The organism is Amycolatopsis nivea (assembly GCF_004522235.1).
GTDB classification, from domain to species: Bacteria; Actinomycetota; Actinomycetes; order Mycobacteriales; family Pseudonocardiaceae; genus Amycolatopsis; species Amycolatopsis nivea.
On the sequence record NZ_SDLT01000024.1, the window covers coordinates 122,938 to 148,395 of the forward strand.

Below are 25,458 nucleotides of genomic sequence, written 5' to 3' on the forward strand. Positions count from 1 at the left end.
TCGAGGAGGACCCGTGGGCGGCGACTATGCGGTGATCGCGCTGTACATCGCGGGCATGATCGGGGTCGGCTGGATCGGCCTCCGGCTGGCCAAGACCAAATCCGACTACCTGGTCGCCGGACGGCGGCTCGGCTGGTTCATGTACTCCGGCACGATGTCGGCCGTCGTGCTCGGCGGCGCGTCGACCGTCGGCGGCGTGAAGCTCGGCTACACCTACGGCATCTCCGGCGCGTGGCTGGTGATCACCATCGGCGTCGGAATCCTCGTGCTGCACGCGGTTTTCGCGCGGCGGCTGGTGAAACTGCGCGTCTACACCGTCGGCGAGATGCTCGACCTGCGCTACGGCGGCCGCGCGAGCGCGGTGTCCGGCGCGGTGATGTGGGGCTACACGCTGATGCTCACGGTCACCTCGACGCTGGCGTTCGCGTCGATCTTCAAGGTGCTGTTCTCGATCCCGAGCTGGGCCGGGATCGCGATCGGCGGGTCGATCGTGGTGCTGTACTCGGTGCTGGGCGGCATGTGGTCGATCACGCTGACCGACATCGCGCAGTTCGTGATCAAGACGATCGGCATCCTGTTCGTGCTGCTGCCGGTCGCGCTCGTCTCGGCGGGCGGGTTCAGCGGGATGGCCGAGAAGCTGGACGCGTCGTACTTCGAGTTCACCTCGATCGGCGGCGAGACGATCCTGACCTACTTCCTGATCTACACGTTCGGGTTGCTGATCGGGCAGGACATCTGGCAGCGCGTCTTCACCGCGCGCACGCCGCGCGTCGCGACCGGCGGCGGCGTCATCTCCGGCGTGTACTGCCTCGTCTACGGCATCGCGGGCGCGCTGATCGGTACGGCGGCGAAGGTGCTGTACCCAGACCTCGGCAGCGCGCAGGACGCCTTCGCCACCATCGCCGAACGGCTGCTGCCCACCGGCGTACGCGGTCTCGTGCTCGCTGCGGCGCTCTCGGCGCTGATGTCGACTTCTAGCGGCGCGCTCATCGCGTGCGCCACCACGACGACTTCGGACCTGTTCCGCAAGATCGGCCTTAAGAGTGGCGAGGTCTTGCGTAACCGAGTGACGACACTTGTGCTGGGCATCGTGGCCATCGGTATCGCAATGCTCGTGGACGACGTCGTCAACGCGCTCACCATCGCGTACGACATCCTCGTCGGCGGCCTTCTCGTCACTATCGTCGGCGCGCTGTTCTGGAAGCGCGGCACTCGCGAAGGCGCGTACGCGTCGATGGTGGCCGGCACGGTGTCCGTCATCGCCTTCATGATCATCGACGGTGTCGCGGCCAACAGTCCGATTTATTGGGGCCTCGGCGTCAGCCTGGTCGTGTACGTCGGCGTCAGCCTCGCGACACCGCGTACGCCGGACAGCATTCTTTCCGTGTGGACAAGCCGTCTTCACGGTTCCGAAGCCGCTGAAGATCTCAGCGCATCCGAAACCCGACAGGAGTTGACCCAGTGAGTGAACAGCGTCCGGTCGGCCCGCTCGACTCGTCGCAGATCCCGCGCTTCGCCGGCTTCGCGACCTTCGCGCGGCTGCCGCGGATCGACGAAGTGCCGAGCGCCGATGTAGCCGTGGTCGGCGTGCCGTTCGACTCCGGCGTGTCCTACCGCCCCGGCGCGCGGTTCGGTCCTTCGGCGCTTCGCGAGGCGAGCCGGCTGCTGCGGCCCTACCACCCGGGTCTGGACGTTTCGCCGTTCGCGGAGAAGCAGGTCGTCGACGCCGGCGACATCGCGGTCAACCCGTTCCACATCGGCGAAGCGATCGAGAAGCTGCAGCAGGAAGCCGAAGCGCTTACGGCGGGCGAGACGAAGCTGGTGACGGTCGGCGGCGACCACACCATCGCGCTCCCGCTGCTGCGGGCGGCGGCGAAGAAGCACGGTCCCGTTGCGCTGCTTCACTTCGACGCCCACCTCGACACCTGGGACACCTACTTCGGCGAGCCGTACACGCACGGCACGCCGTTCCGTCGTGCGGTCGAAGAAGGCATCCTCGACACCAGCGCCGTGTCGCACGTGGGCACGCGCGGCCCGCTGTACGGCAAGCGCGACCTTGAGGAAGACCGTCGCCTCGGCTTCGGCATCGTCACTTCCGGCGACGTACTGCGCCGCGGCATCGACGAGACCGTGGACGCGCTTCGCCAGCGCATCGGCGACCGTCCGCTGTACGTGTCCGTGGACATCGACGTGCTCGACCCCGCGCACGCGCCCGGCACCGGCACCCCCGAAGCGGGCGGCATGACCAGCCGCGAACTGCTGGAGATCCTGCGCGGCCTGCGCGGGCTCAACCTGGTCGGCGCGGACGTCGTGGAACTGGCCCCGGCCTACGACCACGCCGAGATCACCGCGGTCGCTGCTTCGCACGTCGCTTACGACCTGGTCAGCCTGCTGGCGCTGGGACGCGGCGCATGACCCGGATCGGCGGCGACGTTGTCGTAGAGACGCTGCGGGCGCTCGGCGCGGACACCGTGTTCGGCCTGCCCGGACAGCACGCGCTCGGCTTGTTCGAAGCGCTGCGCCGCGCTGAAGACGTGCGCGTGGTCAGCTCGCGGGTGGAGAACAATCTCGCCTTCGCCGCGGACGGCCACGCGCGCGCCCGGCTCGCCGCCGATCCGCACGGTCCGGTGCCGGTCACGCCGATGATCGTATCGACCGGCCCCGGCGCGCTGCTCACGCTGGCGTCGCTGCAGGAATCGCGCGCGGCCTCGGTGCCGGTGCTCGGCATCTCCAGCCAGGTCCCGGTCGCCGGGCTCGGCGGCGGACGGCACGGCTACCTGCACGAACTCACCGACCAGCAGGCCAGCTTCCGGGACGTCGCGAAGTCGGTGCACGTGGTCCGGTCGATCAGCCAGATCCCGACCGCGCTGCGCGAGGCGTGGGAATCCGCCGCGACCGCGCCGTACGGGCCGGTGTGGGTGGAAATCCCGCAGGACGTGCTGCTCGCTGAGACGATCCTGCCGCAGCTGACGTCAGTGACCACGGCTCCGGCTCCCCTCGAACCGTTGCCGGAGCTGGTGGCCGAAGCCGCGAAACTCCTTGACGCAGCGAAGAATCCGGTGATCCTCGCCGGCGGCGGCGCACTGCGTTCGGGGGCGCACGAGGAACTGCGCCAGCTCGCCGAAACCCTGCGCGCGCCGGTGGTGTCGACGTTCGGCGGCAAGGGCGTTTTCGCCTGGGACCACGAACTGTCCGCGCAATCGTGGATGGAAGACTGGCACACCACGGAATTCCTCTCCGCCGCCGACGTCCTGCTGGTGCTCGGCTCCGGGCTGGGCGAGCTGTCCAGCAACTACCGCGAGTTCGCGCCGCGCGGCCAGGTCGTGCAGGTCGAAGCGGATCTCGGGAAACTGGAGTCGAACTACCCCGCGCTCGGGCTGCACGCAGATGTCCGGCACACCCTTCGCGCACTGCTCGGCCAGCTCACGCCGCGCACTCCGGACGGCCGCGCCGAAGCCGCGGTGAACGATCTGCTCGCGCGCGTCGAGTCCAGGTTGGCCAGTCAGCCGCTCACGCTCGAACGGAAGCTGATCGACGACATCCGTGCCGCGCTTCCCGAAGGCACGCAAACCTTCTGGGACATGACCATCGCGGCCTACTGGGCGTGGTCGGTGTGGAATCCGGACGGCGCGCCGATTCATACCGCGCAAGGTGCGGGCGGGCTCGGCTACGGCCTTCCCGGCGCGCTCGGCGCGGCAGCGGCAGGCGTGCGGTCGCTGGCCGTGTCCGGCGACGGCGGCGCGATGTACGGACTGGCCGAACTGGCCACCGCCGTGCAGCACCAGCTCGACGTGACCTGGCTGGTCGTCGACGACGGCGGCTACGGCATCCTCCGCGAGTACCTCACCGGCGCGTTCGGCCAGACGACCGCGACAGAACTGCCGCGACCGGATTTCGTCGCACTCGCCCAATCATTCGGCATCCCCGCCCGAAAGACCACTGTGGACAGTGTCCGCACGGATCTCGCCGACGCGCTGCGCACCCCGGGACCGTCGGTCGTCGTGCTTCCCGCGCTGCTGAAGATGTTCGCCCCAACCCATTTGGAGCATTCATGACCCACGTCCGCAACTTCGTCGGCGGAGCCTTGGTCGACACTCCCGACACCGAGGCGACCCTCGAACTGACCAACCCGGGCACCGGCAAGGTCTTCGGCACCAGCGTCATTTCCCGGCGGAACGAAATCGACCTGGCGATGGAGTCGGCGGCGCGCGCGTTCCGGTCGTGGCGGCGCAGCACGCCCGCGCAGCGTCAGGAAGCGCTGCTCAAGATCGCCGACGCGCTGGAAGCCCGTGCGGAAGAGTTCGCCGACGCCGAGGTCCGCGAGACCGGCAAGGTCCGTTCGGTCATGCTGGACGAGGAAATCCCGGAATGCGTGAGCACGCTGCGGTTCTTCGCCGGCGCCGCGCGGCAGCTAGAAGGCACCGGCGCGGGCGAGTACCTGCCCGGGCACACGTCGGTGATCCGCCGCGAGCCGATCGGCGTGTGCGCGCAGATCGCGCCGTGGAACTACCCGCTGATGATGGCCGTCTGGAAGATCGGCCCGGCGCTCGCCGCGGGCAACACCGTGGTGCTCAAGCCAGCGGAAACCACGCCGTCCACCGCGGTGCTGCTGGCCGAGGCCGCGGCGGAATTCCTGCCGCCGGGCGTGTTCAACGTCGTGTGCGGCGACCGGGAAACCGGCCGCGCGCTGGTCCGGCACCCGCACACCGACCTGGTGTCCATCACCGGCTCGACGCGCGCCGGCATCGACGTGGCCACCGTCGCCGCGGCCGATCTCAAGCGCACCCACCTGGAACTGGGCGGCAACGCTCCCCTGCTGGTCTTCCCGGACACCGACCTCGCCGACACCGCCGAGCGGATCGCCGACGCCGCGTTCTACAACGCCGGGCAGGACTGCACCGCGGGCAGCCGCGTGCTGGTGCACGAGAGCGTCCACGACGAATTCGTTGCCGCGCTGGCGAAAACGGCCGCCACCCGCCGTCCGGACGTCGACTACGGCCCGCTCAACAGCCGCGCCCAGCTCGACCGCGTGCTCGGCCTGCTGGAGCGGCTGCCGTCGCACGCCCGTGTCGAAACCGGCGGCACCGCGCCCGGACCGGGCTTCCAGCTCGCGCCGACCGTCGTGTCCGGCCTCCGCCAGGACGACGAACTGGTGCAGGAGGAAGTCTTCGCGCCGGTGATCACCGTCCAGCCGTTCGCCGACGAGACGGAAGCGCTGGAGCTGGCCAACGGAGTCCCGTACGGGCTGGCTTCTTCGGTCTGGACGAACGACGTCGCCCGCGTCGCACGGGTGTCGCGCGACCTCGATTTCGGCTGCGTGTGGGTGAACACGCACGGCCCGCTGACCGCCGAGATGCCGCACGGCGGGTTCGGCCACTCCGGGCACGGCAAGGACCTCTCGGCGTACTCGTTCGCCGAGTACACCCGGGTCAAGCACGTGATGACGAGGTTCGAGTGATGAGCGACAAGGTCACCGAGGTCGAACAGCACGGCATCGCCCCGATCCCGCCCGCCGAGCAGACGTCCCGGCCGCGCGACCTGTTCCGGCTCGCGTTCGGCGGGGCCAACACGTTCGCCACGATCATCCTCGGCACGCTGCCGATCGCGTACGGGCTGAGCTTCTGGGCGGCACTCGCGGCGACTGTCGTGGGCGTCGTGCTCGGCGCGCTCGTACTGTCTCCGATGGCCTTGTTCGGCCCGGTCACCCGCACCAACAACGCGGTTTCGTCCGGCGCGCACTTCGGCGTGGTCGGCCGGTGCGTCGGCTCGTTCCTGTCGCTGCTCACCGCGATCACCTTCTTCGCGATCTCGGTGTGGGTGAGCGGCGACGCGGTAGCCGGTGCGGCACAACGGCTTTTCGGCATCGACGGTGGCCCCGTGCTGCGCGCGGTCGCCTACGGCGTGATCGCGATCGCCGTCCTCGTCGTGTGCATTTACGGCTACCGCTTCATGCTGCTGGTCAACCGTGTCGCGGTAACGCTGGGCACGCTCATCATGCTGGTGGGGATCTTCGCCTACGGCGGCTCGTTCGACCCGTCATTCGCGGGCAGCGGCAACTTCGCCCTCGGCGGCTTCTGGCCGACGTGGATCCTCGCCGTGCTGACCGTGATGGCGAACCCGATCTCGTTCGGCGCGTTCCTCGGCGACTGGTCGCGCTACATCCCGGCCACCCACTCGCGCCGCTCGCTGCTGGCCGCGCCGTTCCTTGCCCAGCTGGCGACGCTGCTGCCGTTCGGCTTCGGCATCGCGACCGCGACCCTGGTCGCCGACCCGGCCGACTACGTCACCGGCCTGACCGCGATTTCCCCGCTCTGGTACGCGATCCCGCTGATCGTGGTCGCGCTGATCGGCGGGCTGTCCACCGGCACCACCGCGCTGTACGGCACCGGACTGGACTTCAGCTCGATCTTCCCGCGCCTGTCCCGCGTACGGGCGACGCTGCTGATCGGGACGCTCAGTGTGCTGTTCATCTTCGTCGGCAATTTCGTGCTCGACATGGTGTCCAGCATCAACGCGTTCGCAACGCTGATCGTGCTGTGCACGTCGCCGTGGATGGTGATCATGATGATCGGCTACGTACAACGCCGCGGCTACTACGACCCGGCCGACCTGCAAGTGTTCAACGAAGGCCGCACCGGCGGACGATACTGGTTCCACCGGGGCGTCAACTGGCGCGCGATGGCGGCCTGGATCCCTGCCACCGGGCTGGGCCTGCTGTGCGCGAACACGCCGATGATCACCGGACCGCTGGCAGGCATCGCGGGCGGAGTAGACATCAGCCTGGTGGTGACGCTGTGCACGGCCGCGGTGGCGTATCCGGTGCTGGTGAAGGTGTTTCCGGAGCCTCGGGAGGTGTTCGGGCCCTCGACGGCTGTCGCTGCGGAAGCGGTGGTTGCCGAAGCGTGAGCGGCTGGCGGCTCCACTGTGCGGACAGGATCGCGTCCGCCAGCGCAGCCGCCGAACCCCGCGCCGTCCCTCGGTGGCTCAGCACGAACGTCACCGATCCCGGATCGGGCAGGCCCGCGATCGGGACAAGCCCGTCCGGGACCACGGATTCCGCGAACAGGCCCACGCCGAGCCCGGCTTCGAGCGCGACACGCAGGCCGTTCAGCCGTTCGCTGACGCAGCCGATCCGCCACTGGACACCGTTGCGGCGCAACGCGGTCAGCGCGCGGGCCCGGGTGACGCTCGGTTCCGGGTAGAGGACCAGCGGCATCGGCTCTCCCGGGATCAACTCCAGCCCGGGCGCGCCCACCCACACGAGCGGGTCGCGTCGCACGCCCTGTCCGGAATCGCGTTTGGCGAGCACCAGATCGAGGTCTCCGTCGGCGAGCCGGGAATGCAGCACCTCGCTCAGCTCGACCGACAGTTCGAGGTCGATCCCCGGATGCGCGCCGCGGAACCGGCCGAGGACGTCCGCGGCGTGGCCGAGCAGGAAGTCCTCGCACACCCCGAACCGGACCCGCCCGCGCGGGCCCGGCCGGGAAAAATAGCGGAGTGCGCGGTCCTGCTGGTCGAGGATGCAGCGGGCGAAGCCGGTCATCGTCTCGCCGTCGCCGGTGAGGCGCACGCTGTGCGTGTCGCGCTCGAACAGCACGCAACTGAGCGCCGTTTCGAGGCGGCGGACGTGCTGGCTCACCGTCGACTGCCCGAGATCCAGCCTGCGGGCGGCTTCGGAGAACCCGCCCGCCTCGGCAACCGCGAGAAAAGTGCGCAGCAGCACCGGATCGATCACTACTCCGGAGTACCACTCTCGGTGTGCGACCGTGCACCAGGTGTGTCCACTGCCACTACCGGCGGCGGGTGATCACCACCGGCTTGAGATCCTTCGGCACCGCGGCGAACGCGGACACCGGAACCCCGAACGAGGCGGCGAGGATCTCGCGCGGCAGCGAGTTCAGCGTCCCGACGATGCCGATGTCATCGTTCGGCTCGCCGGTGCTGGTGTTGAACATGACGAGCACGTCCAGCCCTTCGGTGTTGCTGGAATTAGCGAAATAATGAAAGAACCCCTGCGGCGCGAAGACGAGTTCCCCGGCTTCCGCACTGAAAACCGCATTGTGGTAACTGCCGTCCTCGTGCGTGCCGAGAATGCTCCAGTCCGCCTTGCCGGAAATGATGTAGTTCAACTCCCACGCGGACGGATGCCAATGCGGCTCGCGCACACCGCCGGGGTCGAGATGCACCAGATACACCGAACCCTGCTGACCGGCCAATATCGGGAAGTTCTTCTCGTGAGCCCCGCGCAACGTCCCGCCGTCGTGGACGGCAGGCGCGGATTTGGCGAGCGGGAAAACGTACGTCGGTTTCGCTGGTTTCTCCGTGCTCGCCCGCGCGGTCCCGCTCGCCCCGAGCGCGGTCGCCGCAGCGATTCCCGCACCTGCCCCGAGCGCGCCCCGCCTGCTGATTTCCGACATTCTCTCCACCTTTCCCATAACCTGCTTCCCTGATTCTTCCGGGAACGCGGAAAACGGAAAGGGCCCAGCGAGGATCACAGCTATCGCGCGCAGCGATGACCAAACACGGTACCCGCGCGGGACAGTTGTGGGAGGATCCCGGAAACCCCGGTCCTGGAGGCGATTCGTGACGTTCGCAGTCGGCATCTTCGACTTGTTCAGCTTCGCCGTGCCCGGAGCGGTCCAGTTGTCGCTGCTGGTCTACGCACTCGACCGGCTGGGCGTGCTGCACGTCGCCGCACTGACGTCCGCACCGGGCGCACTGCTGGTCGCCGGTGCTGTAGTGGCGAGTTACTTGCTCGGACACCTCTTCCACCCCCTGGCCGCACAACTGGAGCGACTCCGCCCCCGCCGGGACGCGGAGGCCGCGCGGCAGGAGTTCGTCGCCCAGGTCCCGCAGGCGCGCGACCGCGCTTACGTCCAGTCCAACCCGGCGCTGCTCGTCGCCGCGGCTGAACTGCACGACAAGGACGCGGCGGGAGAAATCGTCCGGATGCGCGCGCAGTCGGTGATGCTGCGCAACATCGCGTTCGCGTTCGCGCTGGCCGCGGTGGTCGCGCTCGTCCAAACCGCGACCGGGCCGCACCGGGTGGTCGCCGCCGGAGCCGCCGCGCTTTCGCTGCTCGGGGCGGCTGGTGCGCTGGGCAGCAGCCGGAAGGTCTGGCACATGTCGCGGATCAAGACGCTCGAGATTTGCTACTGGATCCCGGACATTGACCAGACCTTCGCTGCCGAAGTCCCGGCCGCTGCTGCTGAGTGATGAACACGGCGGGTTTCTGCGCCGGGGACCCGCCGTTCAAGCGCGGGACTTCTTTCGCTCCTGCCCCACTGCGCGCGGGCTCGCGGCTGGTCCTTCGCGTTCCCGCCATTTCAGCAGCCAGCCGACGCGAGGTCCGCGCCGAATCGACACCCAGCGCCGACCCGGAGCCCACTCGGCTCAGACGCGCAACTTCTCCCCGCTGCTCCCTGCAAGTCGGCACCGAGTGCCGACCCCAGCCCCACTCCGCTCAGGCGCGCTTGTCTCCTGCGGTCCCTCCGAGCCAGTGCCGACCCGAAGCCCGCTTTGCTCAAGCGCGCCCTACCTCCGCGCTCCCGCTAAGCCAGCAGCCAGCCGCCCCGGAGCCCACTCCGCTCAAGCGCGCGGCTTCTCCCCCGCCGTCTCCTCCACATCGGCGCCCAGCCGACCCGACGCCCACTCCGTGATCCGCCGCGCCACGTCCTGGGCGGTCAGGCCGATCCGGTCCAGCACCTCCGCGCGGGTTCCGTGGTCGTGGAACGCCTGCGGCACCGCGAGGTCGCGCAGCGGGACGTCGCACTCGGCGTCGCGCAGCACCGCCGCCAAGGCCGAGCCGAAGCCGCCGTGGCGGCCGCTGTCCTCGACTGTCACCACGAGTTTGTGCTGCTCGGCCAGCGCGACCAGCTCCGCGGGCACCGGGACCACCCAGCGCGGGTCGGCGACCGTCACGCCGATGCCCTGGTCCGCCAACCGGTCCGCGGCCGACAGGGCCAGCTGCGCGAACGGACCCACCGCGACCAGCAGCACATCCGTCGAACCCGAGGGGCGGCGCAGCAGGTCGACCGTGCCGATGCGTTCCACCGCGGGCACGTCCGGGCCGACGCTGCCCTTCGAGAACCGCAGCGCGGTCGGGCCGTCCTGGACCGCGACCGCTTCGCGCAGTTCCTCGCGCAGCGTTCCCGGGTCGCGCGGCGCGGCCACCCGCATGCCCGGCACCATGCCCAGCAGCGACAGGTCCCACATGCCGTGGTGGCTCGGGCCGTCCGGGCCGGTGATGCCCGCGCGGTCCAGCACGAACGTCACCGGCTGGCGGTGCAGCGCGACGTCCATCAGGACCTGGTCGAACGCCCGGTTCAGGAACGTCGAGTACAGCGCCACGACCGGGTGGCAGCCGCCCATCGCGAGGCCCGCCGCGGACGTCACCGCGTGCTGTTCGGCGATGCCGACGTCGAACCAGCGGTCCGGGAAGCGCTCGGAGAACTTCTCCAGCCCGGTCGAGCGCAGCATCGCGGCGGTGATCGCCACGACGTCCTCGCGCTCCTCGCCGATCTTCGCCAGCTCGTCGCCGAACACGCCGGTCCAGCTCGGGCCCTTCACCGGCGGCAGGCCGGTCTCCGGGTCGATCGGGTCGGTCTGGTGCATCTGGTCGGCCTGGTGGTTCACCGCGGGCGCGTAGCCGTGGCCCTTCTCGGTGACCACGTGCACGATCACCGAACCGCCGAACGCCCGCGCGCTCTGGAACGCCTTCTCCAGCGCGACCAGGTCGTGGCCGTCGACCGGGCCGAGGTACTTCAGGCCGAGGTCGGAGAACATCACCTGCGGGCTCAACGCATCCTTAATGCCCGCCTTAGCCGCGTGCAACGCCGCGTAGATCGGCTTGCCCACCACCGGGGTGCTGCGCAGCAGTTCGCGACCGCCGTCCAGCAGCCGCTCGTAGCCCGGCTGCAGCCGCAGCGAAGCCAGGTGGTCGGCCATCCCGCCGATGGTCGGCGAGTACGACCGGCCGTTGTCGTTGACCACGATCACGACCGGGCGGTCCTTGCGCCCGGCGATGTTGTTGAGCGCCTCCCAGCACATGCCGCCGGTGAGCGCGCCGTCGCCGACCACCGCGATCGCGTGCCTGCGCGGGCCGCCGGACAGCTCGAACGCCTTCGCCATGCCGTCCACATAGGACAGCGCGGCGGACGCGTGGCTGTTCTCCACCAGGTCGTGCTCGCTTTCGCCGCGGCACGGGTACCCGGTGGGTCCGCCCTGCTGGCGCAGCTTGTCGAAGTCGCCGTGCCGCCCGGTGACGATTTTGTGCACGTACGCCTGGTGTCCGACGTCCCACACGATCGCGTCGCGCGGCGAGTCGAACACGCGGTGCAGCGCCAGCGTCAGCTCGACGACGCCCAGGTTGGGACCGAGGTGCCCGCCGCTGCGGCGGACCTTGTCCACGAGGAAGTCCCTGATCTCGGCCGCCAGCTCCCCGAGGTCCTCGACGCTCATGCGCTTCAGGTCCGCCGGTCCGTGCACCGAGTCCAGCATGGTCACCGCTCCACCCCGTCCGTCTCTTCCTCCGCCGGTTCCGGCCAGTCTACGGACGGCCGCCACCTCGGTCCGGCCGCCCGCGTCCCGGATCACAGCTCCGGCGGAAACGCAACTCCACGAGCGGGGAAGATCACGAGGCCGGTCAGTCAAGTCGCGGTCACCCCGCGTGGCCGTGATAATCCCGGACGGACCCCCGAGCTCGAGAGGACCCCATGGCGGACTTGTACATCGGCGGCGAATGGGTGGACGCGCGTGCGGGAGGGCGGCGCGAGATCCGGTGCCCCGCGGACGGCAGCCTGGTCGCCGAGGTCGCCGAAGCGACCGCGGAGGACACGGAGGCCGCCATCGCCGCGGCTCGCCGGGCGTTCGACACCGGACCCTGGCCGTCGACCCCGGCGGGCGAGCGCGGCAACCTGCTGCTGCGCGCGGCCGACCTGCTCGACCGCGACGCCGAGGAATTCGCCCGCGCCGAATCGCTCGACACCGGCAAACGCCTGGTGGAGAGCCGCTACGACATGAGCGACATCGCGGCTTGCCTGCGCTATTTCGGCAAGCTCGCGGGCAACGACGCGGGCCGGGTCGTGGACACCGGCAGCGCGGACTCGTTCAGCCGGATCGTGCACGAACCGGTCGGCGTCTGCGGCCTCATCACCCCGTGGAACTACCCGCTGCTGCAGACGGTGTGGAAGATCGCCCCGGCCCTGGCCGCGGGCAACACGTTCGTGCTCAAGCCGAGCGAGCTGACGCCGCACACCTCGATCCTGTTCATGCGGCTGCTCGCCGAGGCGGGGCTGCCCGGCGGGGTCGCGAACCTCGTGCTCGGCGCGGGTCCGTCGGCCGGTGCGCCGCTGTCGGAGCACCCGGACGTCGACCTCGTGTCGTTCACCGGCGGCCTGGCCACCGGACGGGTGATCGCGGCGAACGCGGCGGCGACGGTGAAGAAGGTCGCGCTCGAACTCGGCGGCAAGAACCCGAACGTCGTGTTCGCCGACGCGGACTTCGAGACCGCTGTCGACTACGCGCTGACCGCGGTGTTCTTGCACTCCGGGCAAGTCTGCTCGGCCGGTGCGCGGCTGATCATCCAGCAGGAATGGCATGACAAATTCGTCGACGAGCTGGTGCGCCGCGCGGAGCGGATCCGCCTCGGCGGCCCGTTCGACGAGAACGCCGAGACCGGGCCGCTCATCTCCGCCGCGCACCGCGAGAAGGTGGAGCGCTACGTCGCCACCGCCATCGAGGAGGGCGCTGTCCTGCGCACCGGCGGCAAGCGTCCGGACGACCCGGCGCTGCAGGACGGCTTCTACTACCTGCCGACGATCCTCGACAACGTCCAGCAGGGCAGCACCGCGGTGGTCGAGGAGTCCTTCGGCCCGGTGCTGACCGTGGAGACGTTCACCGACGAGGACGACGCGGTCCGCATCGCCAACGACACCCACTACGGCCTGGCCGGCGGCGTGTTCACCCAGGACGCGGCCCGCGCCCAGCGCGTGGCGAACCGGCTCCGCCACGGCACGGTGTGGATCAACGACTACCACCCGTACCTGCCGCAGGCCGAATGGGGCGGCTACAAGCAGTCCGGCTTCGGCCGCGAGCTCGGCCCGACCGGCCTGGCCGAGTACACCGAGGTCAAGCACATCCACCAGAACCTGAAGCCCGGCCCCCAGCACTGGTTCTCCGGCTGATCCCCCCTCCCCCACCGAAAGGACCGTGCCCTTGAGCGACACCGGCGACCGCGAACTCGGCGAATTCGGCTACACCAACCAGCTCAAGAGAACGCTCGGCAGTTTCCACACCTTCGCTGCCGGCATCAGCTACATCTCGGTGCTGACCGGGGTGTTCCAGCTGTCCTACCTCGGCCTGTCCGAGGGCGGCCCGGCCTACTGGTGGTCCTGGCCCGCGGTATTCGTCGGGCAGCTGATGGTGGCTCTCTGCTTCGCCGAACTGGCCGCGCAGTACCCGGTCGCCGGGTCGGTCTACAACTGGGCGAAGAAGCTCAGCAACCCGCACATCGCGTGGATGGCCGGCTGGATGATGCTGCTGGCCTCGATCGTCTCGATCTCCGCGACCGCGCTCGCCTACCAGCGGACGCTGCCGCAGATCACGTCGTTCTTCCAGTTCATCGGCGACGGCACGGGCACCAGCGACGCGGCCAACGGCGTGCTGCTGGCCACCGTGCTGATCGTGTTCACCACGCTGGTGAACGCGTTCGGCGTGAAGCTGATGGCCCGGATCAACAGCGCGGGCGTGTTCGTCGAGCTGCTGTTCGCGGTGCTGCTGGTGGTGTTCCTCGCCTTCCATTTCGTGCGCGGCCCGTCGGTGGTGACCCAGACGAACGGCACCGAGGCCGGGCATTCGTCGGGCTACCTCGGCGCGTTCCTGATCGCCGGCATCGCCTCCTCGTATGTGATGTACGGCTTCGACACCGCCGCCTCGCTCGGCGAGGAATCGCTGAACCCGCACCGCAACGCGCCGAAGGCGATCCTGCGCGCGCTGGTCGCCTCCTTCGTGCTGGGCGGGCTGATCATCCTGTTCGCGCTCATGGCGGTCGGCAACATCAACGCACCGGAACTCGGCACGGTCGGCCTGCAGTACGTGCTCACCGACGCGCTCGGCCCGGCGATCGGACGCGTGTTCCTGTTCGTCGTGTTCATCGCGATCACCGTGTGCGTGCTGGCGGTGCACACCGCGGCGATCCGGATCGCGTTCGCGATGGCACGGGACAACGCGCTGCCCGGCGGCCGGAAACTGGCGCGGGTCAACAAGAAGACCGGCACCCCGGTGCTGCCCGCGATCGTGATCGGCGTGCTCGCGGTCGCCCTGCTGGTGCTGAACATCAACTCCACGCAGATCTTCTCGGCCGTGACCAGCCTCGCCATCATCCTGATCTACCTGTCCTACCTCCTCGTGACTGTGCCGATGCTGATCCGCAGGCTGCGCGGGCGGTGGCCGCGCGAGGGCACCCCGGCCGGCCGGTTCTCCCTCGGCCGCTGGGGTCTCCCGGTGAACGTGCTCGCGGTGCTGTGGGGCGGCGCGATGACGGTCAACCTTGCCTGGCCCCGCAACGAGATCTACAACGCTTCCCCGCCCTTCCACTGGTATCTGAAGTGGATTTCGGTGCTGTTCGTCGGCGTCTTCGCGGCCGGCGGCTTCGCCTACTACTGGTTCGTGCAACGGCACAAGGTCGGGGTGCTGGCGGACCACGCCGCCGCCCCGGCGCCCGATGAGGAGGTTTCCCGGTGAGCGCAAGCGAGTTCGACTACGTGGTGGTCGGCGGCGGAACGGCCGGATCGGTGGTGGCCGCCCGGCTGTCCGAGGATCCGGACGTGACCGTCTGCCTCCTCGAGGCCGGACCGTCCGACACGGACGTGCCCGAGGTGCTGGAGCTGACCCGCTGGATGGGCCTGCTGGAATCCGGGTACGACTGGGACTACCTGGTGGAACCGCAGGAGGCGGGCAACTCCTACCTGCGCCAGGCCCGCGCGAAGGTGCTCGGCGGCTGCTCGTCGCACAACTCGTGCATCGCCTTCTGGGCCCCGGCCGAGGACCTCGACGAATGGTCCTCGATGGGCTTGCCCGGCTGGTCGGCCGCGGATGTTTTCCCGCTGTACCAGCGGCTCGAGACCAACGACGGCCCCGGCGACCATCACGGCCGCTCCGGCCCGGTCACCATCCGGTCGGTCCCGCCGAACGACCCGGCGGGCGCGGCGCTGCTGTCCGCGTGCGCCCAGGCGGGCATCCCGACGACGGAGTTCAACTCCGGCAAAACCGTCACCCACGGCGCGAACTGGTTCCAGATCAACGCCCGCGAGGACGGCACACGGTCTTCGGCGTCGGTGTCCTATCTGCACCCGATCATGGGCAAGCGGCCGAACCTGGAAATCCGCACCGGAGCCCGCGCGAAACGGCTGCTGTTCGACGGCCGCCGCTGCACCGGCGTGGAGGTGCTGGACGCGGACCTCATCCACCACAGCACGATCACCGCGCGCCGTGAGGTCGTGGTCAGCTCCGGCGCGATCGACACGCCGAAACTGCTGATGCTGTCCGGCATCGGGCCCGCCGAGCACCTGCGCGAGGTCGGCGTGGAGGTGCTCGTGGACTCGCCGGGCGTCGGCTCGAACCTCGAGGACCACCCCGAGGGCCTGGTGATGTGGGACGCGCTGCAGCCGATGGTCACCGAATCCACGCAGTGGTGGGAAATCGGCATCTTCACCATGACCGAGGAGGGCCTGGACCGCCCGGACCTGATGTTCCACTACGGTTCGGTGCCCTTCGACATGAACACCGTCCGGCACGGCTACCCGACGACGGAGAACGGCTTCTGCCTCACGCCGAACGTGACGCGCAGCCGCTCGCGGGGCACGGTGCGGCTGCGCACGCGCGACTTCCGCGACAAGCCCCGCGTCGACCCGCGGTACTTCACCGACGAGTACGACATGCGCGTGATGACCTACGGCGTGAAGCTCGCCCGCGAGATCGCCGCCCAGCCAGCGCTCGACGAATGGGCGGGCGTGGAACTCGCGCCGGGCCGCGACTGCACGACCGACGACGAGATCGCCGACTACCTGCGCAAAACGCACAACACCGTGTACCACCCAGCGTGCACGGCCCGGATGGGCGCGGACGGCGACCCCGAGGCGGTGCTGGACGAGCGACTGCGCGTCCGCGGCGTCGAGGGCCTGCGGGTGGCCGACGCTTCGGTGATGCCGTTCCTCGTGACAGTGAACCCGTGCATCACGACGATGGCGATCGGCGAGAAGTGCGCGGACATGCTGAAGGAAGACCGGGGCTGACCTCGCGGCGGGTGGTGGTGTCCGATCGGGCCCCACCACCCGCTCGCCCCGGTTTGCCGGACTGGTCCGACGGCCAGTCACCAGAGCACGTGCCGCTGCCAGCATCGCGCGCAGAATCATGTCCACTCCTCGCCTCGTCTTCCGGCGGCTGCCGGAGCGCACCTTTTCCGATGCACATCAGGTCAGTCGCCAGCGAGAGCGCTGAGGTTCTCGAGTAACCGAATCGTTACCAACAGTCACCTTCGCCCGGCACCGCACGAACCGCGGATTCCGTTGCACAGCAGCGAAATCGAAGGCAGAAAGCTGTCGAACGCCGAGTCAGCCCCCGTCCGCAGCTCGCCTCGCGAGGGAGACCAGGCTGGGCGAAAACCACGGCCCAGCAACGTGGACTTCCTTGCATGGCAGGAAATCCAGGCGCTCGCGTAGGCCGGGGCGATCGCTGCGGTCGGCGGTGTCGGGCTTGCTCTATCAACCGCGCACTATCTGCCGCCGGGCACCGCAGAACCCGACCTCGACCTCAGCCTCCGGCTGGCCTGCATCGGAGCGTTCGCGCTGGCGATCCTGACCCTCCGCCGACGCCGAGGCGAGCCGCTGGCCTGCGCGACCTCGTAATCACGCTGCCCGGCGCGGACCGGCCGCCGCGACAGGACTCGCCGCGGCGGCCAATGTCCAACGGGCGCAACAAAAGTCACTGCAGCAGCGCCACGCACTCCACGTGATGCGTCATCGGGAAAGCGTCAAAAGCCCGCAGATCCGTCAGCGAATACCCGTGCTCCGAGAAGAACTGCACATCCCGCGCGAGAGCCGCCGGGTCGCACGCCACGTAGACGATCCGGTCCGGTTCGCCCTCGGCGATCGCGTTGACGACCGCTCGGCCGGCGCCCTTGCGCGGCGGGTCGAGGACCACGACGTCGACCGGCGTCGGGGCGTCTCCGATGAGGTGTTCCACGCGTCCGGAACGCCAGCTCACCTGCGGCAGGTCGGCGAGGTTGCGCTCGCCGTCGGAGACCGCGCGCCGGCCGGATTCGATGGCCAGCACCTGGCCGTCCGGGCCGACCTGGTCGGCTAGCACCGAGGCGAACAGGCCGACCCCGGCGTACAGGTCCCAGGCGACCCCGCCGCGTGGCGCGTCCGCCCACTCCCGCACGAGTTCCGCGAGTGTGTCCGCCGCCTGCGGGTGGACCTGCCAGAAGCCGTGCGCGTCGAGCCGCCAGTCGCGGCCGGCCGCGTGCTGGATCGCCATGCCGCCGGACAGCTGCTTGCCTTGCGTCCGCCCGCGCACGGTGGCGAGTTCGCGCAGGTGGAGGTGGTTCTCTGCGTCGCTGGTGACTTCCAGTTCGGTGCCCGGCCGCCAGCGCTTGCTCAGCGCGGTGTCGAGCGAGCCCGGCACCGCGATCGGGCAGTCGTCGATCGGGACGACGCGGTGGCTGTGGTGCGCGCGCAACCCGGCCTGGCCGTCGCGTCCGGCGACGAGGCGGACCCGGCTGCGCCAGCCGAGCGGGCCGCCTTCGAGCGGTTCCACGACCACGTCGCGGGTGATCCCGGCGAGCCGTTGCAGCTGTTCGGCCACCACCGCGGCCTTCAGTTCCCGCTGGTAGGCCGGTTCGGCGTGCTGCCAGTCGCAGCCTCCGCACCCGCCGGGAGCGGCGAGCGGGCACGGCGGCGCCACCCGATGCTCGGACCCGCTCAGCACCTCGATCGCGTCGGCGCGGCAGAACGAGCCGCCCTTGTCCTCGGTCACTTCGGCCCGGACGCGTTCGCCGGGCAGCGCGTGCCGCACGAACAGCACTCGTCCGTCCACACGCGACACACAGTGCCCGCCGTGCGCGACTGGGCCGACTTCCAGTTCCAGGATCCGGCCTAGCCAGCTCTCGGTCATTCTGATGATTCCTTTGTCGCAGGGGCTGGCTTCGGGGCGTCCGGGGGACGCGGCGTCGTCGGCGTGAAGCCGCGCCGGACGTCACCGGCGGACGGACGGGCCTTGCGCAGCCGCGCCACCGCCTTCTGCGACGACTCCAGCTGCCACGGCACGCTCGCCACGACCACGCCGGGCTGGAACAGCAGCCTTCCCTTGAGCCGCAACGCACTCTGGTTGTGCAGCACCTGCTCCCACCAGTGCCCCACGACGTACTCCGGAATGAACACCGTCACGACGTCGCGCGGATTGGCGCCGCGGACCCGCTTCACGTAATCCAGCACCGGCTTCGTGATTTCCCGGTACGGGGATTCGACGACCTTCAACGGTACCTTGAACTTGTGCGCTTCCCACTCGTGGGTGAGCGCGCGGGTGTCGGCGTCGTCCACATTGACCGTCACCGCCTCGAGCACGTCCGGGCGCATCGCCTTCGCGTACGCCAGCGCGCGCAGCGTCGGCCGGTGCAGTTTGGACACCAGGACGATCGCGTGGTTGCGCGAGGGCAGCACGGTCGGCGCGTCGCCCATGTCCTTGAGTTCCTCGGACACCCGGTCGTAGTGCTTCCGGATCGCGGTCATCAGCGCGAAAATCGCCACCATCGCGGCGATCGCGATCCACGCGCCGAGCAGGAACTTGGTGATCAGCACGATCACCAGCACGGTGCCGGTCATGGTGAGGCCGATCGCGTTCACCGTCTGCGAACGGCGCATCCGCCGCCGCGCCGCCGCGTCGGTTTCCTTGGCCAGCAACCGGTTCCAGTGCCGGATCATGCCCGCCTGGCTGACCGTGAACGACACGAACACGCCCACGATGTACAGCTGGATCAGCCGGGTGACCTCGGCGTCGAACGCGATGATCAGCACGAGCGCGAAAATCGAGAGGAACAGGATGCCGTTGGAGAACGCCAGCCGGTCGCCGCGGGTGTGCAGCTGCCGCGGCAGGTAGCGGTCCTGGGCGAGGATCGAGCCGAGCACCGGGAAGCCGTTGAACGCGGTGTTCGCGGCCAGCAGCAGGATGATGCCGGTGGAGAACGAGATGTAGTAGAACGCGGGCGGGAAGTCGGCGAACACCGCGTGCGCGATCTGCGCGACGATCGTCTTCTGCTCGTAGCCGGGGGGCGCGCCGGCCAGCTGCCGCGCCGGGTCCTCGGCGAAGTTCACCTTCGTGACGATCGCGAGCGTGATGATGCCGACGAGCATCGTCACCGCGAGCACGCCCATCAGCAGCAGCGTGGTGGCCGCGTTCTTCGACTTCGGCTTGCGGAACGCGGGCACGCCGTTGCTGATCGCCTCGACCCCGGTCAGCGCCGCCGCGCCGGAGGAGAACGACCGCAGGATCAGGAAGACGAAGGCGATGCCCGCCCAGTTGCCTTCCTCGTGCAGCGTGAAACCCGCGCTCTCGGCGCGCATCTCGGTGCCGGTGACGGTCTGGAAGAGCCCCCAGACGACCATCAGCAGGATGCCGGCGATGAACCCGTAAGTCGGAATGGCGAACGCTTTGCCGGATTCGCGCACTCCGCGCAGATTCAGCGCGGTCAGCACGGCCACGATGACGACCGAGGCGAGCACTTTGTGGTTGGCCACCCACGGAATCGCCGAGCCGATGTTCGCGACGCCGGACGAAGTGGACACCGCGACGGTCAGCACGTAGTCGACCAGCAGCGCGCTCGCCACCGTCAGGCCGAACTTCCCGCCGAGGTTGGTCGTCGCGACCTCGTAGTCGCCGCCGCCGCTCGGGTACGCGTGGACGTTCTGCCGGTACGACGCCACGACGACGAGCATGACCAGCGCGACCGCGACCCCGATCCACGGCGCGAAGGCGTACGCGGACAGGCCCGCGACGCTCAGCGTCAGGAAGATCTCCTCCGGCGCGTAGGCCACGCTGGACAGCGCGTCGGAGGCGAAAATGGGCAGCGCGATGCGCTTGGGCAACAACGTGTGGGCGAGACGGTCGCTGCGGAACGGGCGCCCTAGGACCAGTCGCTTCAGCACTGTCGGGAACTTCGACACCACGAGAGCGTAACCGGGTCGCCGCAAGGTAGGTTCGGCGCTGGTGTCCGAGGGTACCCACCGACGGGTCATCCGCACCCTGCGAGGAGGCTAAGCGTGCACGTGGTGATCATGGGATGCGGCCGCGTCGGCGCGTCTCTGGCCGCGGCGCTGGAGCGGCTCGGCCACGACGTGGCCGTCATCGACAAGAACCAGCAGGCGTTCCGCAGGCTGGGCAGCGACTTCCACGGCCAGCAGGTCGTCGGGGCGGGTTTCGACCGCCGGGTGCTCGTCGAGGCCGGGATCGAGCGCGCGGGCGCTTTCGCGGCCGTTTCGAGCGGCGACAATTCCAACATCATCTCCGCGCGGGTCGCGCGCGAGAACTTCGGCGTCGAGCACGTGGTCGCGCGCATCTACGACCACAAGCGCGCCGCGGTCTACGAACGGCTGGGCATCCCGACCGTCGCGACCGTGCCGTGGACGACCGACCGGTTCCTGCGCACCCTGCTGCCCGACGGCGTCGCCTCCGCCTGGCGCGATCCGTCCGGCAACGTCGCGCTGCTGCAACTGCCGCTGCACGAGGGCTGGGTCGGCCGCAGCGTGCACGAGCTTCAGGAGACCACCGGCGCGCGGGTCGCGTTCATGATGCGGTTCGGCACCCCGGTGCTGCCGGACGCGAAAACCGTCGTGCAGGCCGACGACGACGTGTGGGTGGCGGCGCGTTCGGGCACCGTCGGAGACGTGACGAGCCTGGCCGCTCGCGCCCCCGAGGAGGAGAACTGATGCGGGTCGCGATCGCGGGCGCGGGCGCCGTCGGGCAGTCCATCGCCGCCGAGCTCATCGACGGCAACCACCAGGTGATGCTGATCGAGCGGGACGCCGACCAATTCGAGCCGGAATCCGTTCCGCAGGCCGACTGGGTGCTCGGCGACGCGTGCGAGGTGTCGATCCTCGAGGAGTCCGGCATCGAACGCTGCGACGTCGTGATCGCGGCGAGCGGCGACGACAAGGCGAACCTCGTGGTGTCGCTGCTGGCGAAGACGGAGTTCGCCGTGCGGCGCGTGGTGGCGCGGGTGAACAACCCGGCCAACGAATGGCTGTTCACCGACGCGTGGGGCGTCGACGTGGCCGTGTCGACCCCGCGGATGCTCGCCGCGATGGTCGAGGAGGCGGTGAGCGTCGGCGATCTGGTGCGGCTCATGACGTTCCGGCAGGGGCAGGCGAACCTGGTGGAACTCACCCTGCCGGAGGAGACGCCGCTCGCGGGCAAGCCGGTGAGCGAACTGGCGCTGCCGCGCGACGCGGCGCTGGTGACCATCCTGCGCGGCGACCGGGTGATCGTGCCGCAGCCGGAGGACCCGCTCGAGGCGGGCGACGAGCTGCTGTTCGTCGCGACCTCGGACGTCGAGCCGGAGATCCGGACGGCGCTGGGCTACTGAGACGCGAAAAAGGGCGGGCCCGCGACGGGTCCGCCCTTTTTTCGTAAGTCGGATCAGGTCTCCGGAGTCGGCGCCTGCGCGTATTTCTGCCGCAGCCGCGCCTCGACCTGTGCGTCGGTTTCCGGCTCCGGTTCTTCCTCGGCGAGCGCCTTCAGCCGCTTGTCGGAACGGCGGACCGCCCAGACGACCACCAGCAGCCCGATCGCGTACAGCGGGTAGCCCATCGCGATCTTGGCGAACGCGAGCCAGCCGGTCTGGTCGCCGTCGTACAGCCAGCGCTGCACCACGAACCGGGCGGCGAAGATGACGGCCATCGCGAGCGTCGCGACGTCGTAGCCGTAGCGGGACGGCTTGTCCTTGCGCCAGGCGGTGCCGTTGCCGTTGAGCGCGTTCCACACGACGCCCGCCAGCGGCCAGCGCACCACGACCGAGATCACGAACACGGCGCAGTACGCGAGGCTCGCCCAGATGCCGAAGAGGAAGAACCCCTTCGCGGACCCGGTGCGGAACGCGATGAACGCCGCGATCGCGACGCCGAAGAACCCCGAGATGGCCGGCTGCAGCGGCTCCTTGCGCACGACGCGCAGGACGGTGATCGCCACCGCGCTGCCGATCGAGCCCCAGATCGCCACGGTGAGCCCGAAGAACGCGTTCAGCAGGACGAACACGATGACCGGCACCGAGGAGTAGAACAGGCCGGAAACCCCGCCCATCTGCTCCATCAGCGTCGGCTGCCGCTCGGGCTCGTCCCCGTTTCCGGGCGCGTCCTTGTCGTCGCGGGGAGCAGCGGGTTCAGTCACGAGTGTTGATCACCCTACCGGGCTCTGGAGTTCGTAATACGGGTTGTAGAGCACCTTCTGCCCGTCCCGTTCGGCCATCCGGCCGCGAACCTTGACGGTACGGCCGGGCTCGATGCCGGGAATCCGGCGCCTGCCCAGCCAGATTAGCGTCACGCCCTGCGTGCCGTCGAACAGCTCCGCCTGCAGCGAGGCGGGCCCGTCGGTCGGCGACAGCTCGACGCTGCGGAGCCTGCCGAGCACCGTCACCTCTTCGCCGGACCGGCAGTCACAGGCGCGCTGCGCGCCTTCGGCACCCGACCTCTCGGACATCTCGTCGGCGTCGAGGTCCTCGACGTCGCTGGTCAGCTTGCGAACCAACCGGCTGAAGTAGCCGCCGTCCTTGGCGGACATGGTGTGCTCCTGTGCTCCGGGGCCCCCGACTTCGTTCGGCCCGTGCGTATTCCAGCGTAGCTGCGGTCTCAGCCAGGGAAACGGGTTTGCGGCAAGATCGCAACGTGACGTCCGCAATCCGTCTCCCGGCCGCCGTCCTGCTTCCCGGCACCGGCTCGGACGACATCTTCGTGCGCTCGGTGTTCGGCGGCCCGCTCGCGGCGCTCGGCGTGCCGATGATCACGCCCGCGCCGGCGCCCGGGGCGGGTCTCGCGGAAGCGTTTTTGGCCGAACTGGACCGTCTCGCTGACCGGCACGGGACGGTCCTGGTGGGCGGGATCTCGTTCGGGGCGCATCTCGCGGCGGAGTGGGCGGTGGCGAATCCGGGGCGTTGCGGGGGGCTGCTCGCGGCGCTCCCGGCTTGGAACGGGGAATCCGGGCAAGCACCCGCGGCGCTGGCCGCGACGGTCACAGCGGATCTGGTGGCCGCCGAGGGGGTGGACGGGGCGCTGGCGCAGGCCGCGGCGGGGAGTCCGGGGTGGCTCGCGGAGGAGCTGGACCGGGCTTGGCGGCGGCACGGGGCGGGGCTGGAGGCCGGGTTGCGGGCGGCGGCGGGGAGAGCCGCGCCGGTTTTGGCGGACTTGCGGGGCGTGGACGTTCCGGCCGGGGTGGGCGGATGCGCGGATGATCCGGTTCATCCCGCTTCGGTTGCCCGGGAATGGGCACGTGCGTTGCCGCGAGGGCGGTACGGGGAGACGTCGCTCGCCGCGATGGGGCGGGATCGCGAGGCGTTGGGGCGGGCGACTGTTTTGGCGTTTTTGCGGGCGTTGTGAGGATGCGCCGAAAAGGCCCTCACGGAACGGTGTCCGCGAGGGCCTTCTGGAGAGCGAAAGCGGTCAGCCCTGTTGTTCGGCGATGTGCTGGGCGACCGCGTCCGGCAGGGTGATCGGCAGCGGGGTGCGCACCGGCATCGGGGAGTTGCCTCGGTCCACGACAGTGCGGCGCACGATCGCCCGCAGGACCTCGGGAGCTTGCGAGGCGGTGGACTGCGGGCCCGCGATCACGCCGCGCAGCATCCAGCGCGGGCCGTCGACTCCGACGAAGCGCAGAGCCACGTCGCCGACGATCGCGGACAGTTCCATGCCCCATTCGCCCCGGCCGACGTTGACCTTCGCGCCGTCCGCGCGGAGCTGGTCGGCCAGTTCGTTGCTCACCTCGCGCCACAGGCCGCCGGATTTCGGGGCCGCGTAGGCGCTGACGGTGATCTGCCCGACCTCGGTCACGACGTGCACCGCGCGCACGCCGCCTTCCTCCGGGTCCATTTCGACCTGCACCTGCGAACCGTCGGGCACCGGCACGCGCACCGAGCCCAGGTCGATGCGCGGGATGCCGTCTTCTTCGGCTTCGGCAGCGTCGAACGGGCCGTCGGTCGTCTCCGACAGCTGGTCCTCGGGTTCGAGCGCGTCGTCGGCGCCGTCAGCTTCGGCGTTCTCGCCGCGCTGGGAAGCGACGCCTCCGGTCTCGTCGTCGCCGGACCGGCGCTTGCGTCCGAAAATCCCCACTATCGTTCCGTTCCTTCCCCGGTGCCCGCGCCGGTGTCTCCGGCGCCGGGTGCCAGTGTGGCGTGCCCGCCGGTCGAGCCGTAACCTCCCGCGCCGCGTTCGGTCGTCTCGAGTTCGGCGACCTCGACGAACTCCGCGTGCTCGACCCGCTGGACCACCAGCTGCGCGATCCGGTCGCCGCGCGCCAGCACGATCTTCTCGCGCGGGTCATGATTGACGAGGCAGACTTTGATCTCGCCGCGGTAGCCCGAGTCGATCGTGCCGGGAGTGTTCACCACGGACAATCCGACGCGCGCCGCGAGCCCCGAGCGAGGATGCACGAACCCGGCGTACCCGGCGGGCAGCGCGATCGCGACCCCGGTGCCGACGACCCCGCGCTCTCCGGGTCCGAGCACGATATCCGAGGTGGTGACGAGATCGGCCCCGGCGTCGCCGGGCCGGGCATAGGCGGGCGGCGGGACTTCGGGGTCGAGCCGCTGGAGGAGGACCTGAACGCTGGACACGGGCGGCGAGACTACCCTTGTCCTGTGGCTGACCGCGTGAACACCGCCGCGACGGGCGTCGTCGCACACTCCGAACGGCTCTACCTGCCGTGGTGGGGCTGGCCCCTGCCGATGGCAGGCGCGATCCTGCTGGGCGTCGAGGTCCACCTGGGCTACCCGTCCATCCCGATGTGGATCCCGCTCGCGATCGCCGTGCCGGTCATGGCCGCCCTCCTGCTCTCGCTGGGAAGGGCGAAAATCAAGATCACCAGCGGAGACGACCCCGAACTCTGGGTCGGCGACGCCCACCTGCCGCTCCGCTACGTCGGCGAGATCACCGTCGTGGAAAAGGACGCCAAACGCCACGCCCTGGGCCGCGACGGCGACCCAGCCGCCTTCGTCCTGCACCGAGGCTGGGTGGGCCCCGCAGTCCGCATCACCCTGACCGACCCGGCAGACCCCACCCCGTACTGGCTCTTCAGCACCCGCAAACCGAAGCGAGTCGTAGAACTCCTCCGCAACAACGCCTGACCCCACGCGCTGGTCGTGAGGGGAACCCTCACAGCCGCTGATTCCCTCTGAACTGCGCCCCGGAAGTTGGACTGGGAATC

Annotated in this window: 21 protein-coding genes and 1 pseudogene; 13 read left to right on the plus strand and 9 right to left on the minus strand. The window is 69.8% G+C overall.

Features of this window, described 5'->3' with window-relative positions; genetic code table 11:
* Window positions 1-13 precede the first annotated feature (13 nt).
* From EIZ44_RS26390 to EIZ44_RS26410, 5 genes are read left to right on the plus strand one after another with little or no spacing between them, the layout of a single operon-like run.
* Window positions 14-1,465 carry a sodium:solute symporter family protein gene (locus EIZ44_RS26390; protein WP_134666429.1) on the plus strand — a complete coding sequence of 484 codons (1,452 nt, stop codon included), beginning with the start codon at window positions 14-16 and terminating at the stop codon, window positions 1,463-1,465.
* Window positions 1,462-2,415: an agmatinase gene (speB, locus tag EIZ44_RS26395; protein WP_037357511.1), complete on the plus strand. Its 954-nt coding sequence runs from the start codon at window positions 1,462-1,464 to the stop codon at window positions 2,413-2,415. Before EIZ44_RS26390 ends, speB begins: the two co-directional genes overlap by 4 nt.
* Window positions 2,412-4,055: a thiamine pyrophosphate-binding protein gene (locus EIZ44_RS26400; protein ID WP_134731835.1), complete on the plus strand. Its 1,644-nt coding sequence runs from the start codon at window positions 2,412-2,414 to the stop codon at window positions 4,053-4,055. The genes speB and EIZ44_RS26400 overlap by 4 nt, the downstream gene beginning before the upstream one ends.
* Window positions 4,052-5,458, plus strand: a complete 1,407-nt coding sequence (locus tag EIZ44_RS26405) for an aminobutyraldehyde dehydrogenase (protein WP_134666433.1) — start codon at window positions 4,052-4,054, stop codon at window positions 5,456-5,458. The genes EIZ44_RS26400 and EIZ44_RS26405 overlap by 4 nt, the downstream gene beginning before the upstream one ends.
* Window positions 5,458-6,906 (plus strand): purine-cytosine permease family protein, encoded by a 1,449-nt coding sequence (locus tag EIZ44_RS26410; protein WP_134731837.1) that lies wholly within the window; start codon window positions 5,458-5,460, stop codon window positions 6,904-6,906. Before EIZ44_RS26405 ends, EIZ44_RS26410 begins: the two co-directional genes overlap by 1 nt.
* Window positions 6,907-6,955: 49 nt before the next feature.
* Here the strand turns inward: EIZ44_RS26410 and EIZ44_RS26415 are convergent.
* Window positions 6,956-7,735: pseudogene (locus EIZ44_RS26415) on the minus strand (LysR family transcriptional regulator); the annotation flags it as partial.
* Between the two features lie 55 nt (window positions 7,736-7,790).
* On the minus strand, window positions 7,791-8,417 hold the full coding sequence (locus tag EIZ44_RS26420; RefSeq protein ID WP_134731839.1) for a cupin domain-containing protein: 627 nt from the start codon (window positions 8,415-8,417) through the stop codon (window positions 7,791-7,793).
* 166 nt (window positions 8,418-8,583) lie between these two features.
* Here EIZ44_RS26420 and EIZ44_RS26425 point away from each other — a divergent pair, with 166 nt between their 5' ends.
* Window positions 8,584-9,216 carry a hypothetical protein gene (locus tag EIZ44_RS26425; protein ID WP_134731841.1) on the plus strand — a complete coding sequence of 211 codons (633 nt, stop codon included), beginning with the start codon at window positions 8,584-8,586 and terminating at the stop codon, window positions 9,214-9,216.
* Between the two features lie 372 nt (window positions 9,217-9,588).
* Here EIZ44_RS26425 and dxs read toward each other — a convergent pair whose 3' ends face one another.
* The gene (gene dxs / locus EIZ44_RS26430; protein ID WP_037819106.1) at window positions 9,589-11,505 is read right to left on the minus strand and encodes a 1-deoxy-D-xylulose-5-phosphate synthase; all 1,917 of its coding nucleotides are present in this window, start codon (window positions 11,503-11,505) and stop codon (window positions 9,589-9,591) included.
* A 209-nt stretch (window positions 11,506-11,714) separates the two neighbouring features.
* On the opposite strand from dxs, the gene EIZ44_RS26435 reads away from it, so the two are divergent.
* From EIZ44_RS26435 to EIZ44_RS26445, 3 genes are read left to right on the plus strand one after another with little or no spacing between them, the layout of a single operon-like run.
* On the plus strand, window positions 11,715-13,184 hold the full coding sequence (locus tag EIZ44_RS26435; protein ID WP_134666443.1) for an aldehyde dehydrogenase family protein: 1,470 nt from the start codon (window positions 11,715-11,717) through the stop codon (window positions 13,182-13,184).
* A gap of 31 nt (window positions 13,185-13,215) precedes the next feature.
* Window positions 13,216-14,742: an APC family permease gene (locus EIZ44_RS26440; RefSeq protein ID WP_037819112.1), complete on the plus strand. Its 1,527-nt coding sequence runs from the start codon at window positions 13,216-13,218 to the stop codon at window positions 14,740-14,742.
* Entirely contained in the window at window positions 14,739-16,292 is a 1,554-nt protein-coding gene (locus tag EIZ44_RS26445) for a GMC family oxidoreductase (RefSeq protein ID WP_043838358.1), read from the plus strand. Before EIZ44_RS26440 ends, EIZ44_RS26445 begins: the two co-directional genes overlap by 4 nt.
* A 688-nt stretch (window positions 16,293-16,980) precedes the next feature.
* On the opposite strand, the gene EIZ44_RS26455 is transcribed toward EIZ44_RS26445, so the two are convergent.
* Together EIZ44_RS26455 and EIZ44_RS26460 are read right to left on the minus strand one after the other, a co-directional pair.
* Window positions 16,981-18,171, minus strand: coding sequence for a class I SAM-dependent RNA methyltransferase (locus EIZ44_RS26455; RefSeq protein WP_134731843.1), 1,191 nt, complete (start codon window positions 18,169-18,171; stop codon window positions 16,981-16,983).
* Window positions 18,168-20,216 (minus strand): APC family permease, encoded by a 2,049-nt coding sequence (locus EIZ44_RS26460; protein ID WP_134666449.1) that lies wholly within the window; start codon window positions 20,214-20,216, stop codon window positions 18,168-18,170. Before EIZ44_RS26460 ends, EIZ44_RS26455 begins: the two co-directional genes overlap by 4 nt.
* Window positions 20,217-20,312: 96 nt before the next feature.
* Between EIZ44_RS26460 and EIZ44_RS26465 the strand changes: the two genes are divergently transcribed.
* Window positions 20,313-20,978 (plus strand): potassium channel family protein, encoded by a 666-nt coding sequence (locus EIZ44_RS26465; protein WP_037819124.1) that lies wholly within the window; start codon window positions 20,313-20,315, stop codon window positions 20,976-20,978.
* Window positions 20,978-21,634: a potassium channel family protein gene (locus EIZ44_RS26470; protein ID WP_009075577.1), complete on the plus strand. Its 657-nt coding sequence runs from the start codon at window positions 20,978-20,980 to the stop codon at window positions 21,632-21,634. The genes EIZ44_RS26465 and EIZ44_RS26470 overlap by 1 nt, the downstream gene beginning before the upstream one ends.
* A 53-nt stretch (window positions 21,635-21,687) precedes the next feature.
* Here EIZ44_RS26470 and EIZ44_RS26475 read toward each other — a convergent pair whose 3' ends face one another.
* Entirely contained in the window at window positions 21,688-22,434 is a 747-nt protein-coding gene (locus EIZ44_RS26475; protein WP_037819126.1) for a DUF3159 domain-containing protein, read from the minus strand.
* A gap of 9 nt (window positions 22,435-22,443) precedes the next feature.
* Window positions 22,444-22,824 (minus strand): OB-fold nucleic acid binding domain-containing protein, encoded by a 381-nt coding sequence (locus EIZ44_RS26480; RefSeq protein ID WP_009075573.1) that lies wholly within the window; start codon window positions 22,822-22,824, stop codon window positions 22,444-22,446.
* A gap of 104 nt (window positions 22,825-22,928) precedes the next feature.
* On the opposite strand from EIZ44_RS26480, the gene EIZ44_RS26485 reads away from it, so the two are divergent.
* Window positions 22,929-23,636 carry an alpha/beta fold hydrolase gene (locus tag EIZ44_RS26485; protein ID WP_134731845.1) on the plus strand — a complete coding sequence of 236 codons (708 nt, stop codon included), beginning with the start codon at window positions 22,929-22,931 and terminating at the stop codon, window positions 23,634-23,636.
* Between the two features lie 63 nt (window positions 23,637-23,699).
* Here the strand turns inward: EIZ44_RS26485 and EIZ44_RS26490 are convergent, their stop codons facing one another.
* Both EIZ44_RS26490 and dut read right to left on the minus strand, forming a co-directional pair.
* Entirely contained in the window at window positions 23,700-24,365 is a 666-nt protein-coding gene (locus EIZ44_RS26490; RefSeq protein ID WP_037819129.1) for a DUF3710 domain-containing protein, read from the minus strand.
* Window positions 24,365-24,868: a dUTP diphosphatase gene (dut, locus tag EIZ44_RS26495; protein WP_043838363.1), complete on the minus strand. Its 504-nt coding sequence runs from the start codon at window positions 24,866-24,868 to the stop codon at window positions 24,365-24,367. The genes EIZ44_RS26490 and dut overlap by 1 nt, the downstream gene beginning before the upstream one ends.
* A 24-nt stretch (window positions 24,869-24,892) precedes the next feature.
* Here dut and EIZ44_RS26500 point away from each other — a divergent pair, with 24 nt between their 5' ends.
* Window positions 24,893-25,378 (plus strand): DUF3093 domain-containing protein, encoded by a 486-nt coding sequence (locus EIZ44_RS26500; RefSeq protein ID WP_134731847.1) that lies wholly within the window; start codon window positions 24,893-24,895, stop codon window positions 25,376-25,378.
* The last annotated feature ends 80 nt before the right edge of the window (window positions 25,379-25,458 follow it).

What these genes read in the sequence shown, in the direction of transcription:
- EIZ44_RS26400 (WP_134731835.1), top strand. Translation starts at nt 2,412, where the DNA reads ATGACCCGGATCGGCGGCGACGTTGTCGTAGAGACGCTGCGGGCGCTC.
- EIZ44_RS26405 (WP_134666433.1), top strand. Translation starts at nt 4,052, where the DNA reads ATGACCCACGTCCGCAACTTCGTCGGCGGAGCCTTGGTCGACACTCCC.
- EIZ44_RS26410 (WP_134731837.1), top strand. Translation starts at nt 5,458, where the DNA reads ATGAGCGACAAGGTCACCGAGGTCGAACAGCACGGCATCGCCCCGATC.
- EIZ44_RS26420 (WP_134731839.1), bottom strand. Translation starts at nt 8,417, where the DNA reads ATGTCGGAAATCAGCAGGCGGGGCGCGCTCGGGGCAGGTGCGGGAATC.
- EIZ44_RS26435 (WP_134666443.1), top strand. Translation starts at nt 11,715, where the DNA reads ATGGCGGACTTGTACATCGGCGGCGAATGGGTGGACGCGCGTGCGGGA.
- EIZ44_RS26455 (WP_134731843.1), bottom strand. Translation starts at nt 18,171, where the DNA reads ATGACCGAGAGCTGGCTAGGCCGGATCCTGGAACTGGAAGTCGGCCCA.
- EIZ44_RS26470 (WP_009075577.1), top strand. Translation starts at nt 20,978, where the DNA reads ATGCGGGTCGCGATCGCGGGCGCGGGCGCCGTCGGGCAGTCCATCGCC.
- EIZ44_RS26480 (WP_009075573.1), bottom strand. Translation starts at nt 22,824, where the DNA reads ATGTCCGCCAAGGACGGCGGCTACTTCAGCCGGTTGGTTCGCAAGCTG.